Source organism: Paraglaciecola polaris LMG 21857 (genome assembly GCF_000315055.1).
Lineage (GTDB): Bacteria > Pseudomonadota > Gammaproteobacteria > Enterobacterales > Alteromonadaceae > Paraglaciecola > Paraglaciecola polaris.
In genome coordinates this window covers 49,502-75,240 of sequence record NZ_BAER01000035.1, presented here as the reverse complement: position 1 = coordinate 75,240, position 25,739 = coordinate 49,502, and the positions used below count along the sequence as shown (strand labels likewise).

16 protein-coding genes and 2 pseudogenes are annotated in these 25,739 nt (G+C 41.0%); 5 read left to right on the top strand and 13 right to left on the bottom strand.

Annotated features, from left to right (window positions below; genetic code table 11):
* Positions 1-223: 223 nt before the first annotated feature.
* The 10 genes and pseudogenes from GPLA_RS06700 to GPLA_RS06655 form a co-directional block, all read right to left on the bottom strand.
* Positions 224-766, bottom strand: a pseudogene (locus GPLA_RS06700) (dipeptidyl-peptidase 3 family protein); the annotation flags it as partial.
* Between the two features lie 377 nt (positions 767-1,143).
* Positions 1,144-2,202 carry a hypothetical protein gene (locus GPLA_RS06695; RefSeq protein WP_007104107.1) on the bottom strand — a complete coding sequence of 353 codons (1,059 nt, stop codon included), beginning with the start codon at positions 2,200-2,202 and terminating at the stop codon, positions 1,144-1,146.
* Positions 2,203-2,418: 216 nt separating this feature from the next.
* The gene (locus tag GPLA_RS06690) at positions 2,419-2,664 is read right to left on the bottom strand and encodes a hypothetical protein (protein WP_007104106.1); all 246 of its coding nucleotides are present in this window, start codon (positions 2,662-2,664) and stop codon (positions 2,419-2,421) included.
* A 295-nt stretch (positions 2,665-2,959) separates the two neighbouring features.
* A complete protein-coding gene (locus GPLA_RS06685) occupies positions 2,960-4,369 on the bottom strand; it encodes a tyrosine-type recombinase/integrase (RefSeq protein WP_007104105.1) in 1,410 nt (469 codons plus the stop codon).
* Entirely contained in the window at positions 4,366-6,504 is a 2,139-nt protein-coding gene (locus tag GPLA_RS06680) for an AAA family ATPase (RefSeq protein WP_040514064.1), read from the bottom strand. Before GPLA_RS06680 ends, GPLA_RS06685 begins: the two co-directional genes overlap by 4 nt.
* Positions 6,504-7,280, bottom strand: coding sequence for a hypothetical protein (locus GPLA_RS06675; protein ID WP_007104103.1), 777 nt, complete (start codon positions 7,278-7,280; stop codon positions 6,504-6,506). The genes GPLA_RS06680 and GPLA_RS06675 overlap by 1 nt, the downstream gene beginning before the upstream one ends.
* Complete coding sequence (locus GPLA_RS06670) at positions 7,270-8,226, bottom strand: AAA family ATPase (RefSeq protein WP_007104102.1); 957 nt, start codon at positions 8,224-8,226, stop codon at positions 7,270-7,272. Before GPLA_RS06670 ends, GPLA_RS06675 begins: the two co-directional genes overlap by 11 nt.
* Positions 8,226-10,376: a hypothetical protein gene (locus GPLA_RS06665; protein WP_007104101.1), complete on the bottom strand. Its 2,151-nt coding sequence runs from the start codon at positions 10,374-10,376 to the stop codon at positions 8,226-8,228. The genes GPLA_RS06670 and GPLA_RS06665 overlap by 1 nt, the downstream gene beginning before the upstream one ends.
* A complete protein-coding gene (locus GPLA_RS06660; protein ID WP_007104100.1) occupies positions 10,376-12,724 on the bottom strand; it encodes a hypothetical protein in 2,349 nt (782 codons plus the stop codon). The genes GPLA_RS06665 and GPLA_RS06660 overlap by 1 nt, the downstream gene beginning before the upstream one ends.
* 91 nt (positions 12,725-12,815) lie before the next feature.
* Positions 12,816-13,973: pseudogene (locus GPLA_RS06655) on the bottom strand (dipeptidyl-peptidase 3 family protein); the annotation flags it as partial.
* Between the two features lie 268 nt (positions 13,974-14,241).
* On the opposite strand from GPLA_RS06655, the gene GPLA_RS06650 reads away from it, so the two are divergent.
* Positions 14,242-15,078, top strand: a complete 837-nt coding sequence (locus GPLA_RS06650) for an HDOD domain-containing protein (protein ID WP_007104099.1) — start codon at positions 14,242-14,244, stop codon at positions 15,076-15,078.
* Between the two features lie 110 nt (positions 15,079-15,188).
* On the opposite strand, the gene rdgC is transcribed toward GPLA_RS06650, so the two are convergent.
* On the bottom strand, positions 15,189-16,094 hold the full coding sequence (gene rdgC / locus GPLA_RS06645) for a recombination-associated protein RdgC (RefSeq protein WP_007104098.1): 906 nt from the start codon (positions 16,092-16,094) through the stop codon (positions 15,189-15,191).
* A gap of 97 nt (positions 16,095-16,191) precedes the next feature.
* Positions 16,192-17,919 carry a sensor histidine kinase gene (locus GPLA_RS06640; protein ID WP_007104097.1) on the bottom strand — a complete coding sequence of 576 codons (1,728 nt, stop codon included), beginning with the start codon at positions 17,917-17,919 and terminating at the stop codon, positions 16,192-16,194.
* A 257-nt stretch (positions 17,920-18,176) separates the two neighbouring features.
* On the opposite strand from GPLA_RS06640, the gene phoB reads away from it, so the two are divergent.
* The 4 genes from phoB (at position 18,177) to GPLA_RS06620 (ending at position 24,811) form a co-directional block, all read left to right on the top strand.
* Positions 18,177-18,866, top strand: a complete 690-nt coding sequence (phoB, locus tag GPLA_RS06635) for a phosphate regulon transcriptional regulator PhoB (protein ID WP_007104095.1) — start codon at positions 18,177-18,179, stop codon at positions 18,864-18,866.
* A 57-nt stretch (positions 18,867-18,923) separates the two neighbouring features.
* The gene (gene phoR, locus GPLA_RS06630) at positions 18,924-20,225 is read left to right on the top strand and encodes a phosphate regulon sensor histidine kinase PhoR (RefSeq protein ID WP_007104094.1); all 1,302 of its coding nucleotides are present in this window, start codon (positions 18,924-18,926) and stop codon (positions 20,223-20,225) included.
* Between the two features lie 249 nt (positions 20,226-20,474).
* Complete coding sequence (locus tag GPLA_RS06625) at positions 20,475-22,076, top strand: hypothetical protein (protein WP_007104093.1); 1,602 nt, start codon at positions 20,475-20,477, stop codon at positions 22,074-22,076.
* 68 nt (positions 22,077-22,144) lie between these two features.
* Complete coding sequence (locus GPLA_RS06620) at positions 22,145-24,811, top strand: TonB-dependent receptor domain-containing protein (protein ID WP_007104092.1); 2,667 nt, start codon at positions 22,145-22,147, stop codon at positions 24,809-24,811.
* 59 nt (positions 24,812-24,870) lie between these two features.
* On the opposite strand, the gene GPLA_RS06615 is transcribed toward GPLA_RS06620, so the two are convergent.
* A complete protein-coding gene (locus GPLA_RS06615; RefSeq protein WP_007104091.1) occupies positions 24,871-25,575 on the bottom strand; it encodes an esterase/lipase family protein in 705 nt (234 codons plus the stop codon).
* Positions 25,576-25,739 lie beyond the last annotated feature (164 nt).

Genomic DNA, 25,739 nt, shown 5'->3' with positions numbered 1-25,739 from the left:
AGGTAAGTTAGTGTTGTCGAAAGCGAAAACCAGCATGGTTGCGGCAAATAGTGAAACAAGAATGCCGCCTATGCTATTTTGATATAACAAGGCTGCGGCATCTTGTTCTGCGCTTTTAGTGAGAGATTGTTTGCTGTTAATAATGAAGACTTCCCTACAGCCAATATAGTCATTACGTTAGCACAGCAAATATTTTCTAGGTTATAAAAATCAATCTATTAGACTATTGATTGCTTAATCCCAGCACTTTCTTACCTTGCTCGAATGTAATATCCACCGGAATATTGGCCTGTGTTAAGCGTTGCAAGTCACTAGCAAGGGTCGCTTTAATCACGCCTTTCTCGGCAACAAGCGCACTAACACCGTCATAGTCCCCATCACCTTGTAACGTCAAAATCAGACGAGACAAGGCATCAATGGCTTCAGCCATTTTATCCATGTTCACTCGATACAAACCATCGCTGTTACGACTAAATGCACCGTATTCTTGGAAAAAATTAAAGCGGATCATATTGGCTTTACCGTGAGCACTTGAGGCACCAAAACGAACTGAGCGGAATATACCAGCCATAAAGGTGGTGTAATAATCTTCCAATGTACCTTCACTGATCACGCCTTTTTCAAGTAACTGGCTGACCATATACAATCCTAGGATATCGGCTTTACCTTCTTCTAATGCCGAAGCGTGTTCTTTTAACGCCTGACGCACGGTTCCTTTATCGTTAATGGTGTTTTTAACGCCTAATCCGTGGGCGACTTCATGGAACCAATGTTTGATTTATAACTGTTTATTTTGTAAAAGCGTAGATAGAATAAGGCGTAGATAGAATATTTGACTAAACACTTAGGGGAGGCGTAAAAACAACTAACTGTATACAGATTAGTGCTAAAAATTATCAGTGCGTGTTATTGATCTATGTTGTTTGTAAACAGTTACGGTTAAATGCTCATTATGTAAATCTAATTTAGCTTCTTTTTGGGATGACTGAGATTGTGCAATTACTGTAGATTGACAATAAAGTATCATACTTTCAAGTTCTGAAATATTGGGTTTACTAAAGGCAAGATTACGGCACAGGAGACTATCAGGGCTTTTTAGCCAATTGGCGCTTTGTGCCAAAAGCGGACATCGTTGCGTTGAACCTAAGTTCGAGATTTGGAATTTTTTAATGGCTCGTAAAAGTCGTCGATGAAAGTAATTTGTCCATATTCGATTTTCATACCATTTACAGGATCATCTTCATCAATATATTTGTGCCACATATTTTGTTGAAATGGAAGTGTGCAACACTCAAAATTAATTACAAAGACTTCAAATTCATCTAAAACATTAAGAACTGTTTTTGTTTCGGAGTTTCGAGTTACAAACATTCCGCTGCTGTCTGTCCCCGTATCTGGATGCCACAATTTTTTTCTATCCGCACTAGGGTCAAACCAATGTTTTTTGTTCATTAGCACATCAAAAGCTGCCTGCTCAACCCTACCAAAAATAGGAGCTATATGACTCTCGATTATATTAATCTTGTTTGCTTTTCCATGAGCAATACTATGTCTGACTTTCATCCATGACTCTACTTCATTCAAAGAATACTCATATCTAAGATTGTCAAAATAATGAGTCATTGGTTTGACTATTTTGTCTGCACCAAGCTTAAAAGCTCTCTCAAATAATCGAAAATATTCATGAAGCTTTCCTCCTAGGTGCTCGTGGCTCATTGCCTCTGCCATTAACGCGATACCGTCGAAACGGTCTGCTATATCATCAGAATATTTTGATAAATCAATTGGTACTCTAACACCTACAGGCTTTAAACCACCTTTTTTTCTCTTTTTGTACAAGATCCCTGAATGGTTTTTTAACCAATTTTGTTCATTTAGATCCTCAAACTCAAATGCAACACAAGGAACAGGTGAAGTTATTTTTTTTGATGATAAATGAGATACGCTCAGCAAGTTGGCAAGTTTCTCTATTCGATCTTCAAGAACTTCCCGTATTTTATCTGGTACAACTACAAGCCCCTCGTTGGTAACTTTGGGATAGTGTTTTAATCTAGTTCGAGCATAAAAAAGAAGTATCTCCTCTTCCTTCTTTTTTTTCGTTCTTATGACGTCAATTGAGATATCACCAAAATTAAATGTACAACTAGTCAAGTTGTCGTTAAGTGATTTAAAAAAAACAAATGCTGTCCTAACTAGCTTCATGAAATCCAAAAATCTATACTTGAAAGATAACTGCCAGTATAAACTTTTGTAAATCACTTTCAAATTTTAACTTTTCGCTAGAATCTAACTCAAATAGATTAAGACTAAAAAAATATTTAGAGTCAGCTTTTCGCTCATAGGAGCCAGTCGGTCACTAGCTAAGAAGCCAGCGAAAGTATGATACTTTAATGTTTAGTATGATACTTAATTGTCAATCTACAGTTTGTATGGGAAAAGTGCTAATTTTACATACACGCGCTCGTTGTTTTTCATAAACGAAATGTAATAGTCGTAGTAATTATGGATGCTTGAGAATAAGCGCACGCGCTTCGGATTATCACCTTGCAACTTTAATCTTTTAATCATTTGCCTTGGTGAAGGCAGTAACTTTTCATCTACCATGTTCAGTATTTCTTCAATCGGCCAATCTGGGTTTTGATGGGTCGTATCGACTATTTTCATGATTCCCTACCTGCTATCAGTTAGTGGATATTATATTCGGTAACGCTATTGTGACTTTTCTCTTGATTTTTAACGAAGGTATGAGTGTTCTGAGCATTCTCGTTACCAAATATAATATGTTTTCAAGTGCCATAATTAAAATTCGACGACAGCAGTCATCGTCCTTAGCATGGCCTACGCATAGCGACACCTGAACTGTCATCATGTCCCGCAGGTTTAGCATTAAGGGGCAAGCCCCTTAATGCTCCTCATCTAACTAAAACTTAAATTATGTTAGCCTGTAATCTATAGTCCATCATAACTCGCTTTTTATGGCATCAACTCCTTTCTTAAGCGTACTATTATTTTTAATTTCTTCATCCCAAAGTTCCTCATTCCTAATAATCGTCTTAGCTGCAAGATTCGAGAACGTTTTATCCCTCACAGTTCGAATGTATCTGTGAGTCGTACTCATACTGGTATGTCCCAATAAGTTTTGCAGGAAAGCATGTATATCTCCGTCATTATCTGTATGAATATCGACTCCTGTCTCTTTTTTATACTTAACTAGTCTTAATGTTGCTCCAGTGTGTCTCATGGCGTGCGATCTAACATGAATGTGTGAAGGAATAATTCCTTTTTCCTTCAAGATCATGCTTGCATCTCTAAAAGCTTGTTGAAACATACCTTTAGAAACTGGATGTCCATTTTCCGTTAGCCATAGCACATCTGTGTTGGCTTCATAACGGCTCTTTTTTCCGTCTTTAGTTTCAAGGTATTTTGTCAGAAACTTGTGTTTACGCTCATCATAAATAGGAGTATCGGAACCAGTGCGTTTTGCGGTTATTAATTTATCTTCAATCAGCTTTAAAGTTCGGATGTCAAGACTAATATTTCTTTGATATTGGCCCTTACCAATAAAGTTAAATTCTTGCTCCTGAAGATTTCCAATATGCATTTCCCCCCAACATTTAAAATTAGGATTCAGTGCGTTTGAGGTATGAGGGAAGTAATCAATCAACTCAGTAATGCGCAATAGTGTGTCGAACTGTACTTTTGCCATTACCCCATAAACGACATCGTTTTTCCGTAATTCACTGATCAATTCCTTCATTTGGCTCTTCGATAGTACCTGTGAAATATAAGAGCTGCGTTTTATAATACGACCTTGGTCTATAAGTGGGTCTACAGTAACCTTTGCTGTGTTATCTTTACGAGTGTAATTTAGATAATCACCTTGATTCTCCGCGTCAGATAATATCCTTTTCTTTTTTATTTTTTTCGGAAGATCCATGCGGTGTGGGACATTCAATACGTCTAAATACTCGTAGAAAAGTCGCCACGTTGTAATGTAATTCGCAAGCGAATTCTCCTGTAGTCCTGAATCTCTTAATGTGTTGAGTACTGTTAATAAAAAATTATAATCCGCATATAAATACGAAGTCTTGAGAAGTGCACATGTATTCAGCCACTGGCGGATGTGATCAGCGTAATTATTGATAGTGACAGGCGTGGTTTGCTCAAGCTCACTATCAAAAAATGTGGGATGGTAATGACGCGCCAGCAAGCAACCATTTGCATGCTTGTGGAGTTTTCCTCTACCTTTTATCAATACAATAGGGAAATCATTATCTCGTCGGGGTTTAACTTCAACCTCTGGATAGAGAGTTATGCTTTCTTCTTGCTCGGTTTCATCAGAATGGATTAAATTAATAACATTACTCACAGATGGAACCCCACATTCAATTGATGAGCTTTAAAACCTCGATCTACCACATTCTGAATACCATTTTCCGTAGTAATAAGGATAACTTTCCTTTTTGCTCTCGTCAGCGCTGTATAAAGCCATGAACACTCGACCATAGGTGTATCCTCTACTACGACGATTACCACATCGAATTCGCTGCCTTGAGCCGAATGGCACGTGAGGGCATAACCATGTTGCAATAGATATTCACCGTCTTTTTCTTTAATAATTTCATCTTTTGGAATATGCACTATTCCTTCAATATCAAACTTGATATTTATTGTGTTCTCATCACCACCAATCACGACGCCTGTAGATCCATTAACGATACCGAGTTCTTGATTGTTAGATTTATAAACAACGACATCCGTCGCTCTAAATTGTGGAGCGCAAGGCACTACTTTTCTCGTAGCGGCAATAGACTCATGCAGGCGAATATTTATATCTGCGACAGTGCGAATTCGAGCTGCGATGACATGAACAGATTCTGCACTGAGGTTCCATTCATACTCCCGCTTAGCAATTTTCTTCATTCCTTCTAAATCATCACACTGAATTATATTGACGGTTTTACATCGCTCAAAAGGTTTGCCTTCTTTTATGGCATTAGCCGCTAGGTTAATTTCTTTCACTGAGCGAAAGTTTTGCGTTAACTCAACCTTCGGGACTATTTGTGACTTCATTAGTTGATGGTATATAAGCCCACTGCCAACCGGGGGAAGTTGCGCCCAGTCTCCAACAAAGACAAGTCGCGCTGGCGTTCCGTCTAAAATGCTCAATAATCGATACATGGTGTGCAGATCTACCATTGAAGCTTCATCAATCAGTACCAGCGGTGACGAAAATTGAGATAAATAGTCTGGTTCATTTTCGACTTTTCTTAAAAGTTTTTCAATGGTCGTTGCATCTCGCTCGGTTTGCTGCGCTAACCTTCTGGATGCTTTGCCTGACAATGCCACTTGAAGCACCTCGCGTCCTGCTTTTGTGATGATCTCGTGAACACAATAAAGCACTGAGGTTTTGCCGGTTCCAGCGCCACCTGAGACACATGTCACTGCATTTAATAAGACAGTTTTTACCGCAAGTTGCTGATCTAGGCTGAGGGGGTATCCTCCGATAATTTGATACTCTTGCAGCTCCTTGTCTGTTGCCTGAATATTTGGAATTCCTTTTTTGATACGACCTAGTAATTGCTCCTTAACATAACTTTCCATTATGACCGAAGCTGGCAAGGCGAAATGTCTTGCGTAAATTTTTTCTATATCTGTTAACGCCTGATCTTGCGGAACAGTAGTGATAAGTCGAGGCCACTCCTTTTCAGACTCTTTGGTTGCTGCGTACAAGGCTTTTATTACTAGTTCTCCGCCAACAAGTTTTTCTAACTCCTTTGTGAAGACCTCAGGTGTTGAGCGTGTACTGCCTGTATCAAGTTGCTTGTAAAGGGTCTCTTCAACGGCGCAAATTAATCTTCTTTCGTCGTCACATTTAACCTGTAAGGCATTGGCAAGTATTTCCGCATCCTTAAAGCTACTGAAAGACCAAATTCGATATGGATCTTCTTTTAACTTTCTCTCTGTCTTTGCACCATAATACTGATAGGCTTTTTTCCCAATACTTATCAATTCAGCCCGTGTTGCAAGTTTTACACCTTTAAGAACATTGTTCATAAATGAGATAAACTGTGCTTTACCTGCTTGCCAGTGCCAGTTGCGACAAATAATTTCGGCAGCAGCTTTTGAAATATCTCCGTGTTCACACAACCTATCAACATCTCGATCCTCAATGACTTGTATGATCTCACCGTCAAAGCGTCTGAGAAGCTTATCTGTCGTTTTTCCGCCAATACCGTTGGCTGACATTATAAAGCTTCTGATGAGTTCATGAGTGATCGCACAGTGCGTTATATCGCTAGCGATGAATTGCTTTCCATGCTTCGAATGATAATTTATTCTGCCGTTGACTGAGATGTGATCGTTGAGTTCGACCAGATCAAGAGGTGGGTTGATCATCACCTTTACTGAATTGTTGATGGTGTTGAGGTGTATGATCTGCTTTAGGCTGTCCCCGTAAAGGACTTTGGAGACGGTTCCAGTAATAATTTCTTCGCGATACATCAATGAATAATCCCCGCTTTAAATGCGTTCTTCCCACTTTTAAGTCTGGATTTTTCTTTGTACCTGTATTGCAGTAATTCAAGTTGTACAGTTTTCAACTCCTCGCGCAGCATAACTACTTCTTGTGTTTTCGCCTTAAGCTTTTGCCTTAATGAAGATAGTGCGTGGCTAGTCATCGTGTCGGACATCTCATCAATCACTGATTGACTCTCGTAATTAATGCTCTTAACTAACTCTTTAGCGATTTTCACATCAATGCCCGACAGGAGCCGTTCCAATGATTCGTCGTTGTGAAAAAAAGAAGGCATTGACGTGACCTCTTTGGGAGGGATGTCTAAGAAGTAACCCCATATTCCTTTGCGATAAAGATACCCTTTGACGTTCCGAGGCCAGTGATAATCTGGTTCATTCAAACGTATATTTAAAAACTCTGTGAATGCAGTCAGATTTTCTTTACGAATTTGGGCGTTTGTTTTTGAATCTCCTGAAAGGATTCCAGCCTTTAACAACTTACTCTCATAACCTTTCACTAACTCAGAAAAAGATTGGCGTATACTATCTGGCTTAGTGTCATAACCTACTGCCTTAGCAACCTTAGCTTTATCAATTTTTGTTTTTTTCTTATCAAGCCATTCACCAATATATTTATCTTCATTACCATCTGCCAGAATCTTGTCTAGCAACTCGGTAAGTAAGATACGACGGAGTTGTCCAAGTTCTTTTTTACTCAAACCTTCGTCATCGTGTTTTTTGATAAGTTTTGACTTAGTATCCATTGTCCATCCTCACGAAAAGCATTTCGTCAACTTCTTCCCACTCTACATCCACTTCTTCAAGTTGATCCAACTTCTCTTGAAGCACCTCAGTGTCAATCATTTTATGATGTCGTTGAGAGTTTCTGGCAGCTATTGTTGCGTTGTCTACGATAAAGCGAACAACGCAGATTTTTACATTATTGGCTTTAAGCGCTTGGGCGATCCAGCTCGCTCTGTCTCCTGCTGTTAGATTAGTCGCGTCGATAATAACTGCATGACGATTAGGGTTTATTTTCTTACTTTTTGCCCATTCAGATTTTCCAGAGCAGGGTGGCCCCATAAGCAAATAAACTCGCTGAGGCACTCTACGCTTCATTAACTTCGCAAACTCAGTTCTAGCACTGTGCCATGCCTTTTTACGCTCCTTTGGGTCATGGAAGCGATATTTCCCATCCCGCTCTAAATGGTCATCTGGACATATAATATTAACGGTGACATCTGGGAGTAGAGTTATTTTTTCGTCACTAATATTTTCGCCAGAGGTAATTGCTTGTAATTGAGTTTTCTCTGCTAATAGGCTTCTATTTTTATTTTCAAGTAATTTGACTCGTGCTTCGAAACCAATCACTTCGCGCAGCAATGCATGGTTGTCTTCTACGGCATCTTCAAGCTTAATTTCGTCCGACACACCGCTTTGTTTGACCTTCTTTTTCCTTTCTAAAAAATTTTTATTAAAGGTCTGCATCTCAACAAGAAGTACTCTGTACTGTTCTATAAATTCTGGAGGGGGATCTGTTTTTCCGTACAGGTGAGTTTTTTCAACCTTTGCCAATACACAGATTTTATCAATCGTAGCAACCCCACGAATTTTATTACTGGATATTGCTTTTGCAGATTGCTCAGCAAACACTTTTTTCAAAGCTGAAATCCGAGCTTCATGTGTTTCAGGTCGAGTAATTCCTGTCATCAGGTTCGATCCTCAACATTTATTTTATCTTCAATGTCTGGATATACATCTTTGAGAGGTGGGTAGTACAAATGTATGAAGTTTTGAGCTTCGATATCTATGTGTTCTATTGAAAATTGCCCAACGCCTTTTAAATAATTCACATAGTAGTGAAACGTATCCAGAAGCATCTTTGTAACAGGGTTGTCGTAAAGAAATGAATGTTGACATCCTGAACCCTGACAATTATCTAAATCTGGCAATGTTGATGCTTGAAGTGCACGCATAAACCGACGATCAATATCTTTATTCTTCATCTTTTGGTTTTGTTGTTTGGCGGAGCACGGAGCGGGTGACGTAGACTTAGGATCTCGCATGCAGATAAAGCCCAGTGGAGTCTGCATGCCAAGGATCTCACCGTTTGAAAGTCTGCTTAAAAATACTTTTTTAATATTTTCCTTTAAAGTCATTCGTAATTCTTCACCTACGAGTGAGTTGTTCTCCTTTACCAATGTGTCTATTACAGTCTCGACATCTTCTATAATTTTTTGTTTCAGGCCACCCGAAAACTTTCCTTCTACGATGGCATCGCTTACCTCGTCACTAAGATCTTCATAAGTTTCTTGCTGAATCCTGCTTCGCTCTTTCATAACATCCCTGTTGTTCTTAAGGTAGTCATCAGGCATGACCTCGTTTGTATGGCCGAATATGCGCTTAACTATCATCACAGCAAGTGGTGAATTGGTTCCTATCCAGTTTGCTAAGGTTACCCGCGCTCTATGAGCTACGCCTTCGGGGTTCTCATCATCCTGTAGGTCATCAAGTAAATTTATGTCGAAGTTCGATGCAAATTTTCTTAAGCTTTGATTAAGTGCCGTTCCCGTTGAGATATGCCACTCTTTGTTGTTCTGCAAGCCTTTTAATCGGGATACAAGATTAGGGACTTCCATTGGTGCTAGATTTATATTGTTGAGAAAGTCAATTGCCTGAATTGTTAATGGTGGTACTGGTATAGGATGATCATTGATACCTGTTTTTTGAATGTCGGTAATTAGGTAATTAAGAAGTTCTCCATCAGGGTCTTTTACAACGCAATCACGCACTAAATTGTGTCGAATATCGACATTTCGAATTCCGGTTGTAAGAAGAATTATCCATACTGCTGCTGCCGTACACATAGAATGCAAATCACATATCCAGCTTATACCGAAACTATTATGATGAAAAACGTCATTTAATTCTCCATTCAAGTCAGGAAAAAATTGTATTACATGCCTATTTTTCTCGATCACATTTTTCATTGCTTTTACGTGTTTTTTGCTTGAAAAACCCTTATTATTCTGATTTTCTTTTCTTGTTGAATCCATAGGATAGTTAGACTGGAATGTATTAATGATATCTATGAGTGCGCTGTTGTGTTCTGTTATAAGAGGTATAGCTGCGTCGATTAGCTTTGCAACTGTGCTGGCGGAAAAAGGCTTATAGGATTGTACGGATGTCCGACTAGCATTTTTACCTAAAAGCTTATTCAGGTACTGTTGTTCTGCTGATAATCGTTTTTCGTCTATCTTGTATGCCGCCCAAGGTTTAGTAAAATTAAAGCGCAAAAAAGCCATATTAGAGGGTAGTGTTTCTGCGCAATTAAGTATCAAAGATGACCATAACCTCCAAATATCAGCGTTTTTTACATTGTTGTTAGCTAATTCTGTGCACCAATCGTGTAATCTTTCCTTATTTACAACTTCAGCAGGAATAATAGGAGTGTCTTCTTGTCCGTACAAAATTTTTTCTTTTTTTAAAAAAGGTTGAAATAACCTTGAAAACCCGATGACCTGTTCATACGAAGATGTCGAGTATTTTTGAACTTCCACACGTTGATAGAGGGATAGCTTTAGCAATAAAACCCAAGGATAATTTGCATTATCTTTCTCTAAAATCCCAGCCCAATTAAAACCACCAAAGCTGTTTCTTTTCGATGGAACAGCCCAATAATTACTAGAAAAAATCGCATCATCAAAACAAGACATCGGTTGAGTGTCGTAATAAGATTCAACATGTCTCATTGCATTCCATTGGGCTTTACCTAAGTTGATGTGATCATTTTGTGATAGGAGGTTGAAAAACACATCTGTAGAAGTGGTATTATTTGGAAGTTTTTCTACGGCACTCATTAGCTAGCTTCTCCAGAATTGATGTTTATGACATTGATGTTATTTATGTTTTGATGAATAAGTGGTGGAAGTAAGTGAATTGCAGGATTTTCCCAAGCTTCAACCGCAATTTTAACTGCTTCAGCATGTTTTGATTCGCCATGCTTCGATTTTGTTCTAAAACGTTCGAGTGCTTGGCGTGCTCGCTGGTGTTTTATTTCGTAGTATGTCGCGTAAAGCTCTGGACTGTCTTTAATAATTTTTTCGTACTGAAAGCATCGATAGATAATATTGGGAATGTGCTCTTCGTATACGACAGCTTTGGAACAGCCCAAACACATATCAAACTGCTTGCAGTATTCCGTGTCCAAGTCTGGGAGATAGTCTGGATTGTATGGGTCAGTACAATCACAAAAATATCGCTTAATTCTGCTTCCGTTCTCTGGCTTCTCTCCCTTAAGTTTAATTTCTGCGGCCAAATTTTTGTGATCTTCTAAAAATCGCAATTGTAATCCTACGATTGCACTAGCTAGCATTGTTTCTGTGCGACTAGACTGTAGCAAATATGTCAATGGAATGGTGTTACGAAGGTCTTCTCCCACCGCTTTTATCAAGTCGTCTTTAGTATTTATGTCTCCCATGTACTGGAGTAAAACTTCACCTGACCATACCTTTCTAAATTTGCGGGTTTGAATGGTGTGAAGAGCGGAACCATCGCTGTTTTTAATCCAACAAAACTGCGTAAAATCTCTAAGGTAACTTTGCCTGTTACTTTTTTTAATTGAAAAGAAGGACTCTCTATTAGGGTTGTTTTTGCTACGTATGCTATCAAGTAATTGCAAATATCTATACAAAGGAGTATTCAAAGGAATGACTATATCTTCCTCTTGAACGCCAAGACCTGTTACGTGCCCTCTAACTTTGAAACTGGACAGCCAGCAAGATGGCTCAGAGGCAAATGGTGCTTTTACTTCTAGTATTGATGTTAAGTCCTTCCCAAGCTTCACACTTGCTGGGAGGTTGATTGCTACCTCTAAATTTCTTCCAGACTCACAAAGCAGTAATAAAATCAAAAGGAAGTCGAATTTGTCGCTACGGCCTAACAAAACATCATGGAATGAGTTGGCGTGGGCAGCAAATATAAACATCTTATCCTTTCTTATTCCGTAAAAAAGTTCATAGTTAATATATGTTTGGGCAAGATACAGTTTATATTTTCTCCAGCTAACAGGCTTGTGCATTCTCAAATTAATAATTGATTGAATGTCGAGAGATTTGTCGCTCCCAATTACTCGTAGCAAGGGTATGAGTGATTTACTGTTCTCGGCAATACCTACTTTTCCAATGCCTTTAAAAAGGTATTCTACATTGGCATTATTTCTAATATGATCGGGTAGGACTTGGTAAGCTTCACTATATCGATACGTTATAAGTTTATTTTTAATTAACTCAATTTCATCTTGATTTATTTTTCCCCAGAAAATTTCTTTTAACGCGTCATTACAACGTGCATAGGCGATCAATTCCATATCAAGAGCTTTTTCGTAATTAGAATAGTCTTTGCTATAGACGAACTCTCTAAACTGATTTAATCCCTTTTCCGAAAAAAGGTCAGGGTAATGTGATGAACCTTGTAAAGCCTTAAGTCTAACATTCGCTTCTTTTATCTCCATTAAACAAGCGTTTGTGTATGCATATATCTGAAACATTATGTATTCGGGGTAGTCATTATTTATTTTAGATTTTTGTATTCTTTCTTTCGCGCTGAGAGGAGCGTTGTTATTGAACAAAGCGTTTGGGGGAGCATAATTACTAATTTGCTGTTTAATTTTTTCAGGTATTTGAGGGGTTATTTTTATGATGTTCTTAATGATATTAACAGTGGTTGTTAAGGTGGTTCTTGCGATATGACTTTTTTCTTTAGTGATACTATTTAGGTCACTATAAGAAAAATCAATAAGGATTTTGTTATTTATGCAAAGGTAATTAGCTAACCAGATAAACGCTCGCTTTTTGTGATTGGGTGCGCCCTCAATCTGGCGAAGGTGAATATACATTCTTGCGAGAATCATTGCGTCTTGAGGACATTTAAGAAACATCTCATGAAACCATGTTAAATAGGTTTTTCCAGTTTTCTCTTTAACAGGGACTTTCAAGGGATGGATTTGAGTTTCAAAATCGAGACAAAGAGTTTCTAGCTCTCCTTTATTGTCAGTAAACTGAAATTCAATATTGGAACTGGACATGTCAAGAGGCGGAAAATCATCTAATGATGATGTTGAACTGATTGGTGAATCAGATGTCTTAGCGATACTATCAGTTGCTTTTTGTTTTAAAGCTATGTCAGTAAAAGGATTTTTCCGAGGCATACTTCCATTAAACGGTTAAGAGATTCAGCATTGTACTATACTCTCGATATTAGTCTGGTCAACAGTTATTTCCTAACTGTTGGGTGAGTCGAACATTTTGGAACATAGTATTCGCAAAAAAAGCATCAAACGTAATGTTATTACGTTGCTCAGGCACCATAAGCATATCGGCGATAGGCACCAAAATGTTCTCGAACTTAGCCCGCATAGCATTTTTTAATTGTAAACGTCGGGTGCCTTTTTCCAATTGCACTTGCTCATCATTGGGCAGGTTGATGGCGATAGTTTTGCTACCGGCATTAGAATGTCCCGCATAATAAATGACATCATATGCATTTAGGTCCGCATTTGCGCCCGGCATTTCTTTTTTATAAGCGGCTGCCACAGGCAAATTAGTTTGTAACTCAGGTAAATAGGCCGCGTATTTACTCAGGCGCTCACTCCAACTGAGATCTTTTAACAACACATAAGCTTCAAATGCTGCGCGATAACCAAATAATTGATCTTCATACGTCTCTATCGGGCCTATGACTAACTCGATGGGATTACTCTTCATGTCCATCCAAGCGAAGTCAGATGGCTGATAATCGTTACTCAGCAAGGCTTTGGCACGCAGACGTAGGTAGTTAGCAAAAGCAGGATCGTCAGCTAGCTCAGCTGCATCATCTAAAAGCTTGGCTGTTTCTTGCAGTGGATCCGCAAAATATTGTGCATAAGGTATGGCTTTTAAGGTGCCGTTTTCGTCACGTACCACCATGGAATATAAACTGGTTTTATCGGCAAATTGCGCTTTTTCAAATTCAGCCTTACTCATGTCGTCTGGGTAAAACTGCGCCCCTAACGGCTTTTCTGCAACGCCATTTAAAAAGGGTTTATCACCGTTAAGACGATCCCACGGGCCATAGTTAACATCAGCAAAACCACGTACCTCATCGTTCGCTATACGAGCGAGAAATTGCTCTTTATTTGCTCCGTAGGCTTGTTGCCAAAAGAGCTGATCCATAATTTCGCTGGCATCAATAAGTAAGCTGAGCATCTGTTTCTGATTGGCTGATAGTGACGATAAATCAGCACTTAAGGGAACGGATTGATAAATATTTAAACGGTCTTTGGCATCGGTGGCTAAGCTCAGTTTGGATATGTTGGCAATAGGGGTGACGGTAGCGTCAGAAACTGAGTTGGAGGATGGAGCGCAACCTGCGGTCAATGCCGCGAAACATAGGGTGCTGATAATGGATTTTTTCCACATAACAAAACCTTAAAAAAGGGTAAAAGTAAGTCTTCTTTTACCATGTCAAAAGCCTATAGTAAATTGTCCTTGCCGCTAGATAATATTAAAGTCTGATCGTCAAATGAAAATTCTATGTTAGGATTATTTGAACGTCGCGGATGAAAAGTACGGGCTATTACTTCAATAGCTTAGTCAATTATATCAAACGCTTGGATGCGGGTTGGTGCTGTAACGTCAAAATAGGCGAGCTAGCTTAGCAAATAAGTGACACACAATAGGTTGGAAAATGTCTACAGAAAACGCGTTATTAACCATCTTGGTCGAAAAAATTAACAACGATACTTTGGTCTTGCCAACGCTTCCGGCAATCGCCTTGAAAGTGCGCAAAGCTGCTGATGATCCTAACATCAATCTGAACGCTATGGCCGACGTGATTGGGCAAGATCCTTCGCTTAGTGCGCGCATGATTAAAATTTCCAATAGTTCATACATGGGGCGCAGTGTAAAAGTGACCTCTACTACGCAGGCGGTAACACGTATCGGCTTGCGTCAAATCAAGAATATTGCCACCGCACTGGCCATGGAACAGTTATTCGTTTCTAAAAACGATATTGTTAAAAGTTATTTAGATAAAGTGTGGCAACAGAATTTAAAAGTAGTTGCAGCCTCTATGGCCGTGATGCAGTTGCATGTTAAGGAAAAGAAGAACCGTACGCTCAACCTTGACACTATGACCTTGGCAGCCTTGGTACATAATATCGGCGTATTGCCTATTTTAACCGAAGCTGAACGTCACCCTGAAGTGTTTGCCAACCCAACATTCTTGAATGTGGCGATTGATAAACTTGCCGGACGAATAGGTGCAAGCATCATGCGCGAATGGGGATTTGAAATTGAATTTGTTAACGTTGCTGAGAATTGGCGTGATATGTCAGTACAAACCGATTTGATTTCGTATCTTGATTTCACTCGCTTAGGTGCGGTAATGGCCGGACAGTTTGATTCTCAAAAGGATGCGATTTTGAATTTGGCCGTGCAAAAAGAGATCTTGACCGATTTGTCTGCGTTACAATCAGACGAATACCGTGAGTTATACGACAGCGCGACCGCTATTTTCGCTTAATTGTCGTTTTGGTAAGTCTGCTAAAACAATGGGTCAATTTAATAAAATAAGAAGCCAGCATATGCTGGCTTCTTTGCGTTAACAAGGCGTATTTCAACCGAGTTTAGGCGTTATTCTTGCTCTTGCTGTAGATTGAATATCTCAACCAAGCGTTTTGAGAAGCGTACTATTTCGGCTGACATAAGAGCAAAATCAGCGTCCATTTTAGCGAGCTTGTCTTCCCTAGGAATATCATCGTTTTGCTCGGTCATCACATCAGTGAATTTTAAACGTTTAACCGCCATATCCTCTTGTAATAACGCGCTGAACGCTTCATCCCACTCAATAGCAATTTTCTGAACCGTTTTACCGGCGCTCAAGTGGTTCATGATCTCTTCACTGGCAAGATCTTGATTTTTGCAACGTACGATAGCACCGTCTTCTTCCATCGAGCGTAATTCTGCTTCTTCTAGAATAACCACGTCATTGGGCACTGAATTGTCAGTCAGCCAATGGGTTAATTCTGCTTGTACACTTTGCTTGGCTAATGGCACCACGGGTAAAGAGCCTAGTGCTTTGCGTAACATAGCTAAAAAGGTTTCGGCTTTGCCATCGGCACTCGCATCTACAACCACTAAGTTATCTTGGGTCGAAATAAAACCATGACTAAAACTATTCTTGGTGAAAGCCTGAGGGAGCAGCCGCTGAACAATCTCTTCTTTCATTTCTTGTTGTGCTTTTTTACCGACATTCGATCCTGTTTCGGCTTCGACCAGCGCGACTTTTTCAGCAAGCTCAGCATTGATGACGGCAGCGGGCAGTAGGCGCTCTTGCTTTTTAAGTGTTACCCAGAATTTTCCTGCTGCGCTGTGCACTAACATATCGCCCTGACCAAGCGGCGATGTCCAGCCCATGGTGGCTAATTCCTGTGAACCACAAGGACGAAATGGAAACTCGGCGAGCTTATCTTGGATGTCGTCCTCGGTTAATTCGAGTACTTGGGTCAGATGATAAAGTTTAAGATTTTTGAACCACATAAATTAATGTCCGTTGATAAAGAAATGAAAACGTTTGGAGGTAAATAAAAATGTTCGCTAGCCTAGCAGTCTTTAAACAAAACTGCCAAACCTAGCGTTAAGAATGTAGCGGGATGGTGATTCGGTATTGTAAGCCTTTGTCTGGTTCGCTAAATACTTCAATATCGCCTTTAAGCGTTTGGGTGACAAGGTTGTACATAATGTGAGTGCCCAAGCCGCTGCCGCCTTTACCGCGCTTTGTGGTATAGAAGGCATCAAAATGCTGCGCCAGTGAACTACTTGGCAAGCCTTTACCGTTATCGCTGTAATCAATGCTCAAGGAATCAGGCGATTGGTTAACGCTAATATTGATGGTGCCTTTGGTGATATCTTCAAAACCATGAATGATTGAATTCATGATCATATTGGTAAAAATTTGCGCTAGCATACCTGGCGCGCGCACTATGATGACTTGATCGGGACAACTGATGTTAATGACATGCTGGGTTTTTTTCAGACTTGGGGCCAAAGATTGAATGACTTCATTGAGGTATTCTTTAAGGTTAATTTCTCGCTCAGCTTCACTGGCTTGGTCTACCGCCACTTGTTTAAAACTGGATATTAAGTTCGATGCTCGGTTTAAGTTATTGGTTAACAGGGTGATGGTTTGTTGAGCATCTGATAAAAAGGTGTTCATTGTACTGCCTGTTAAGGTCTTTTCTTGGTAGGCTTTTTCCAGTGTGTTTAGCCGCTCTTGCAAAAAGCTGGTGGCCGTAACGCCTACTCCTAGAGGGGTGTTCACATCGTGGGCGATACCCGCTACCAAGCCACCCAGTGAAGCCATACGTTCTGATTCAACCAACTGATCTTTGGCTAATTGCAGAGTATCCATAGATGAGGCTAATTCACTGTTTCTCTTACGCAGTTCATCTTCGATAAATTGGCGATTTTCATTTTCCTGACGAAGCTCTCGCTGATTAATAATCAACTCATCTTTTTGTTGTTCCAAATCAAGCATTATTTTACTCAATGTGGCGGTTTTTTTGGCGACCTCCTGTTCCAATGAAATATTGTGGTCGTCGAGCATTCGATTGGCTTCTTGTAGTTCAACTTGTGCACCGTTCAGGCGGCTTTGAAAGTCCGCCATTCCGTCCACTAAGCCATTATACGCATGTTCTAACAAGGTGAATTCGTTATCATCTGACACGTTTAGATGTAATTTAGACGATTCTAAATCGTCGATGTCGAAATCAGATATCTGTTGACGTAACTCGTTTAAGGGGTTGGTTAGCATGGTGCGAAAGGCACTCATAAACAGGAATACTAAAAATGCAGTCTTGACGATGGCATTGCCAATCAGAAAGAAAATACCCACTTCAATACGACTGAAAATAATTTGTGCACTGGAATACAAGGTTACATCGCCCACCAAAGAGGTACGCCCTGAAAATTCAAATATCAGCGGAAAGCTATAGCCAAATGTTCCACCGATATTATCCTGCACTGTGCCCTTAATTATGGGCGACTGGGACTGTTCTGTGGTGCGGCCTAAGTTGGCAATGTATTGGCCATTTTCATCACGAATTTGCACGCCTTCGACTATGGGCAATTCCATCAATCCCGTGGCAATTGACTTAGCCTGGGCCATGTTTAACTCCCACATGGCGCGCGTTAAGCTTGTGCTGAAGGTGTTTTTGAGGGTTTGTAACTCACCAGCAATATGACTTTTTGCATTCACATACTCGGTAAATATTTGTCCCGCTGTTACTATGAGGGTTAATATAAAATAAACCGACAGAACACGTGTTAAAAGCTTCTTTGATAACGTGCTTTTTTCGTTAGTCATTTGTCAATCCGTGAGAACGATGAAAAGTAAGAATATGCGTAATGGATAAAATTAACAAGTCACTATCAATCATTGCCATCTCGTTGTAATAAAAAGCAAGTATTTGAAAATAATAGATATATTCCCATGATATGACAAAAACCCAGTTGCTTTTGATGCTTTTAGGCATGGTTATTACACTCTTTATGGTAACTTTAATAAATATGTCACAGAGCTAACGAATAATTACGGACTTTGTCATGAACAGGAAAGCCAAAATGGCCAAACGAGTATTACTGGTTGAAGATGAAGCACCAATCAGAGAAATGTTGAAATTTGTCTTAGAGCAATCGGGTTATGAAACCATTGAAGCTGAAGATTTTGATGTTGCGCTGGAAAAGATGGTTGAACCCTATCCGGACCTGATTCTATTGGATTGGATGTTGCCAGGTGGCAGCGGTGTGCAATTGGCCAAACGTTTGAAACAACATGAATTTACCCGTGACATTCCAATTATCATGGTTACCGCTCGCGGTGAAGAGGAAGATAAGGTGCGCGGCCTAGATTCTGGCGCCGACGATTATGTGACTAAACCCTTTTCACCTAAAGAGCTAGTGGCGCGAATAAAAGCGGTTATCAGACGGGTTACGCCTACGTCCAGTGATGAACTTATCGAGTTTAGCGGTTTAAAACTCGATCCTGTTTCTCATCGAGCCAGCGCTAATGATGAACCTTTAGATATGGGGCCGACGGAATTTAAGTTACTGCACTTCTTTATGTCTCATGCTGAGCGCGTTTATAGCCGTGAACAATTGCTAGATAATGTGTGGGGTACTAACGTGTACGTAGAAGACCGAACAGTCGATGTGCATATTAGGCGCTTGCGTAAGGCTATTTCACGTTTTGGTCATGACAACATGATCCAAACGGTGCGCGGCTCTGGTTATCGATTCTCTGTGAAGGTGTAGTTAGGGAAATTCCCGCTTTCGTTGCTAATTCGGCTGCAAAGGAGAACAGTTGCTGCCATGTATTACCCTTTCTCATGGCTAAGAAGCCTTGGCCGTGTTGCGGCCTATTTTCTGGTGGTGATCCTACTTGGCTGGTATTTTTCAGAACTGAGTTGGGCCATCGCTATTGGTGCACTGCTGCTGCTTGCCAGTCACTACTGGAATATCTATCGCCTTAATCATTGGTTGTGGCAGAGCAAGAAAATAACGCCTCCCAAAGTTAATGGAGTTTGGGAGCATATTTATGATGGCATATATACCCTGCAACGACGCAATAGAGCAAAGCGTAAAGAGCTAGGCGTGTTAGTGAAGCGTTTTAGGGAAGGCTCTGAGGCCTTGCCTGATGCCGCGGTCGTCGTTGATGCCAACGCTGCTATTATTTGGTGTAACCGCTTGGCGCGTATTGAACTTGGTTTGCGCTGGCCTGATGATGCTGGTCGTAGAATTTACAACCTGGTTCGCCATCCACAGTTTGTGGAGTTTTATCATAATAAAGAGTATGAAAAACCGATTGAGGTTCCCTCGCCAGTCAACGATCAACGAATTCTTGAATACCGCATTATGCCCTATGGCGACCAGCATCTTTTATTGCTGATAAGGGATGTGACCAAACTCACCCAAATTGAAAAAATGCGCAAAGACTTTGTGGCAAATGTATCTCACGAGTTACGCACGCCATTAACTGTGATAAATGGTTATTTGGAAACCTTGCCCGGGGCAACGAATATTTCAGAGGCCTTTTTAGCCAAAGCATTTGATGAGATGCGCGCGCAGTCGACACGCATGCAATGCTTGATTGAAGAGCTGTTAGTGTTATCACGTATCGAAGCCAGTAACGAACGCGCGACTGAAAATATCGTCGATGTGCCGCAAATTCTTAATACCATTAAACTTGAAGCGGATACCTTAAATGACGCTAAACAACACACTATAACAATGGAGATTGACCCCGAACTGCGTGTTTATGGGGTAGAAACCGAGCTGCGTAGCGCTTTTTCAAATCTATTATTTAACGCTATTCATTACACCCAAGAAAAAGGTCAAATACATCTGCAGTGGAAACTCATCGATCAGCAAGCCACCTACTTAGTCACAGACAATGGATACGGTATTGAAGCTAAACATCTTGGCCGTTTGACGGAACGATTCTATCGCGTGGACAAAGCACGTTCACGTAAAACTGGCGGTTCAGGTTTGGGCTTATCAATCGTCAAGCATGTATTAAATCATCATAATTCGCGCCTGCGGATTAAGAGTAAAGTAGGTGAGGGCAGTGAGTTCTCATTTGCCTTTTCCCCTGAACTGTCAGTAAAGCCGTAGCCCCCAGCGCAAAATTGTCTAATGGCTGACATCTAATGACGTTTTGATGTCGCCGCCTTAGTTCCTTGAAATAAAAAGAAAATCCTTTTTCTGGTAACGATTTACCGCTCTGATGCTGACTTTGTTCATGACACTTTTATTAAACTTTTCTGACACTTTTTATATGTAACAAAAATGTCACCGAGCCACGGTAATCTTCGTGCAAATTTTTAAACACATTAAAAAATCACGCGTTTATCGGAGAGCACCATGGAACTTAAAAACCTTTTCAAAGCATCAGCAGTCGCAACTGCTTTATTACTAGCCGGTTGTGGTGGAGACATCAATGTTACTCCAACTGTTGTAGATAATAGTGTAGATAACAGCGTAACTAATCCTTCAACGGGTGGTGGTGATAGCACAACCAACGTTTGTGCCTCTTATGAAAATACGAGTGGTGAGACGGTTCAAGGAACATATGACGGCCAAGATTGTTCATATTCTACCGCTTTCGTAAGTGCGAGTAATCCATTGAGCACAGATGTGACGCTTGTTGATTTGAGTAATGATGGTGTCCATTATTTCCTCGGCTCACTTGTGGTTGGCGAAGGCTGTAACACTGACGGCGGCACCTGCACTATCGACACAGATGGCCCAACACTCACTGTGGAAGCGGGGGCAACGGTGGCATTTAACCAGTCTACTTCTTTCGTTTTGGTGAATCGTGGCGCGAATATTGAGGCTGAAGGTACACTTGTCGATCCAATTACCTTTACGTCAGTAAATGAATTTACTCGTCTCGACTCAGTTGGTAATGGTCCTCAGTACGGCGACTGGGGCGGCATGATGATTGATGGTTTTGGTATTACTGATCAGTGTACCGATGCTCAACGTGCAGCAAGCACATGTAGCGCAGAAAGCGAAGGTGTCACCAGCTACTACGGCGGAAGTGACAATGCTGATGATAGTGGAACAATCAAGTTCGTAAAAATTCATTATGCTGGTGGTTTACCAGCAGGCCAAGAAGCAGGTAACGATTTGAATTCGCTAAGCTTGTTTGCCGTTGGTTCAGGTACTGAAATTGATTATGTTGATATCTATCAAGGCTTTGATGACGGTATTGAGTTATTCGGTGGCGCTGTCGATCTTAAGCACATAGTTATTACTGACACCCAAGATGACAGCTTAGACATTGATGCGGGTTGGCAGGGTCGTGCTCAGTACGTGTTAATCAAGCAAGGTACTGTGGTTAACGCTAGTGGCGTTACCGTTAATATGGGTAACGGTGGTTTTGAGTCTGATGGTGTTAAAGGTACGTCTTCTGCCGAAGCGCCTGCATCAGCACCTGTTATCGCTAACGTGACGGTATTGACCACTGACGGTTTATCTATCCGTGATGATGACGAATCAATCGCTATTAAGTTAGACGATATGATTTCTGCTACTTGGTACAACACCTTATTAGTGAAACCAGTTGCCACGCAAACTTGGTGTATTAACTATAGCGGTGATGCTGCTGAGGTTATCGTTAACGGCTCAGCTTCAATTCATAACTCAGTTGCCGCATGTGCTCAGCTTGCTAACGCTGGCAATGAAACGGTTACCTCTGGTAGCGATTCAACAACAGTTCAAGAATGGTTTGAGGCAAACTCGAGTGAAGTTGTCGGCGGAAATGCAGATGTGTTAGCTGCCAATGGTTTCGCAACCTTGACGAGTAGTGCTGATATCACTGTTCCCGCATTTGATGCTTCTACGCTAGATGCATTCTTTGAAGCGACAGACTTCATTGGTGCTGTATCTGACACCGATACTACTTCTGATTGGTACAACTGGGCGAACGACGCGTTTACAAACGCAGCTGCAGACGAGTAACCCATTTTGTATCAGATAAATAGGCGCCTAGTAGCGCCTATTTTTCGATTTATAGCGAGGAGTTTAAGGTGAGCAATCAATACAAACTTAAAAAGGTCGCCTACTCGGTAGGACTAGGGCTTTTGGTGAGTGCCGGTCACGCGTTCGCGCAAGAAAGCCAGGTCATGGAAGAGGTCGTTGCGACAGGTTCTCGACTACAAGGCACGGCGTCAGCCGTAATCGAAGAGCGCAAAAATCAGGCTTTTGTCGCAGATATTCTTGGCGCAGAGCAAATTTCACGTACCGGTGACAGCGATGCTGCGTCAGCGCTTCGCCGAGTGACGGGTTTAACCTTGGTAGACGGTAAGTTTATCTATGTGCGTGGCTTAGGTCAGAGATACTCCAGCGCGCGGTTAAACGGTGCGAGTATTCCCAGCCCAGATTTAACACGTAACGTTATCCCGCTGGATATTTTTCCAGCAAACGTGATCGAAAGTTTATCTGTTCAAAAAGCGTATTCGCCCAATATGCCCGCTGCCTTTGGTGGGGGAAATGTTGATATTCGTACCAAAGCGATACCGAGCGAGTTTGTTGCTGGCATTCAAGTGGGTATCGAAGGTAATAGTAATAACTCAGACGGCTACACCTATGATCGAAATGATGATGGGCTCCCTCAAGCATTAGCTGATGCTATTCCTTTTTATCGCGGGGATTTTGGTTTAGCTAATATTATTGCTAAAGATAATTTGGTTTCAGGTGATACCACAGCCGCAGCGCAAGCAAATGTCATTAACAAAACCTTGGCTAAGTCGCTTCCACGGAATTTCACATTAAAAGATGAATCGTTAGACCCTAACTATTCAGCCCAAGCTTTTATAGGCAATAGTGTCGACGAAGAATTTTTAGGTGGTCAAATTGGCTTTTTAGCCTCTTTAGCGTATGACAATAAGTGGACGTATTCAGACCGCTCTAGCGCAGTGACCAGTGCAACACCAATCAGTGATTGCTCGAGTGAACTTGCTACCGCACAAGATGTGCAAAACTCTTGTTTTGATACTTTTTCTGAGTCACAGATGACCACTCAAGAAGAGCGCCTTAACGGACTGTTGAGCCTCGGTTATAAGTTAAATAATCACAGTGTTAGCTATACCAAAATTTACATCGAAGATAATGAAGATGAATCGGAAATCTCAATTTCACAAAATCCGAGCCAAAACATTACTATTGCTGCTGATAATGAAGCCGATCGCACTCATAGTTTCAACTACGAAGAACGCACTCTGGATGTAGATCAATTTCGTGGGCAGCACACATTCCTTGACTACATGGGGGTCGGTGTTGATTGGCAATACACAGAATCGAGTGCGGAAACGAATAACCCTTTAAATGTCGCGTACGAGTTCACTGATACGTATGATAATGGCGCCTACACGGGCTCATTCATTGATGGTGCTCAGGGGCGGGCAAATTATCAGTTCGTTGATATGGAAGACAACATGAAGTCTTGGGGTGGCAATATCACGCTGCCTTTGACATTCAAGGATCTGGAAGTCGAGATAACAGGTGGTTGGGATTTTGTTGACCGAGCTCGTATTTATACAACCTCAAGCTTCTTCCTTGATAATAGCAATTCGTCGATTGTTGTGAATGATAACGAGTCAGAAATTCTGTCGTTAACGAATTATCTAAGCGACGCGTTCATTGATACGAATATGTTGATTAACTTTAATGAACCTATTGCTCCCGAAGCGGATGATTACTTAGCCGCGCAGAAAATCGATGCAGGTTATGCAGCCTTTGATGTTTTTTATAAAGGCATCTGGCGTATTAGCGGTGGTTTACGTTACGAATCATTTAAGCAAGTTTCATTGTCATCTTCGAGCTTGATATTCACTAAAGAAGATTCTGATAATTATTACAGCGAAGAAGATATTCTTAACGGCACCGTAAATGATGATGACTTCTATCCAGCGCTCAGCTTAACTTACGTCGGCGGTGATGATTACCAGTTACGCTTCGGTTATGGGGAGACCGTGGTGCGTCCCGACTTACGTGAAGTGGTGCCGGTTGGTTACAACGATCCGTTAACGGACATTCGTACAACGGGCAGTACGACGCTTAGTTCAACAACGTTGAAAAACTATGACCTTCGTTATGAATTGTATTTCGATGATGGTGATAACTTAGCGCTTTCCGCTTTTTACAAAGATATCGCTAACCCGATTGAAACCGTCTTAAATGTAGGTGATTCGAGCTACACAGCGAGTTTCACGAACGGCGAAACAGCAGAAGTATATGGTGTTGAAGCTGAATGGTTATATGACTTGAGTTGGGTATCTGACGGATTCTTTACCTCAGGGAATATCACTTTAAGTGACTCCGAAGTACAAATTGATGCAGCTTCAGCGGGTAACCTAACGAATACATCAAAACGAATGACGGGTCATTCTCAATATGTTGTAAATATGCAATTAAGTTACGATTCTGCAAATGGCAACCACAGTGGCTCACTGGTGTACAACGTATTTGGTGAGCGTATTCTGGCGTCAGGGATCAATGGTCGTGAAGATTCGTTTGAACAACCGTTTCATTCTTTAGACGCAACCTACTCATACTATCCAGATTTTAACTCAACCGTAAAGTTGACGCTTAAAAATCTGTTAGGTGAGGATCAGGACGTCACGCAGAATGGCCTTTCGGTAAGAACGCGTTCTATTGGAACCACAGTCAAGCTGAGTTATAAATACGATTTTTAAACGTTTTTTAGGTCTTCAAAAAATAGCCGCATTGCGGCTATTTTTTTGCCTGCTAAATGCTATTGAATTAACTGATACTGCTTCTGTGCGGTATCGGTTTGTAAGCCAAAATGACCTAATGAATAACTAAACGTAGCGTCTTCATTTGCAATACGACTACTGTGCACACCACCTATGGTACAGCTGCCAGTCGAGCATACGATCTGATCTATATAGCTTTTGATCGAATAGACTTTAGAGGCCAGCGGGACATTATAAATACTATCCAAAAATGGGCTGCTAACGGATAAGCCAGCTGAACCACAAGTGGAACTCCACACATTATAAGGATAATAACCACAACTTTTGAGCCCTAAAAATGCCCCAGCAATCCCCACAAAGGTATCCACTTGACTGGCCGCCGCTAACTTATCAATTTGCTGTGCGGCTAAGGTTGCACCCATAGAATGGCCGATGACATCAATTTTGCCTGTACAGGAGGAGGCTAAGGCACTCTGTATTGCTTGGCGCACAGGGGGTTCTTCACTGCCGCTATGATTATTACACGCTGCGCAGTATTTTGAGCCCCAATCAGGGCGATATATGTCGCTGCTGCTATAACCATTACTCAATAGATAGTTGTAAGTATTATCCCAGCTAGCTGGGGTGGCAGTATTGCCGTGTACCAGTACGACTGCATCTTTGCAGGCGAAGGCATAAAAAGGCAGTACTAGGCAGGCTAGCAGCGTAAAAAGTTGTATTCTGTAATTCTCTTTTATGTTCATTTTTGCTGTCCTCGTTCGTTATTCTTATCGTGTGACAGCAATGAATATAGGCGGTAGCGAAGACATCAGACATAGTACTTTAGCACTGTGATTCTGATTGAAATGTAGGTGACTGTATGTCAATTGGCATGAATTTTTATGAGAAAGCCCCCTGATTGGGTATC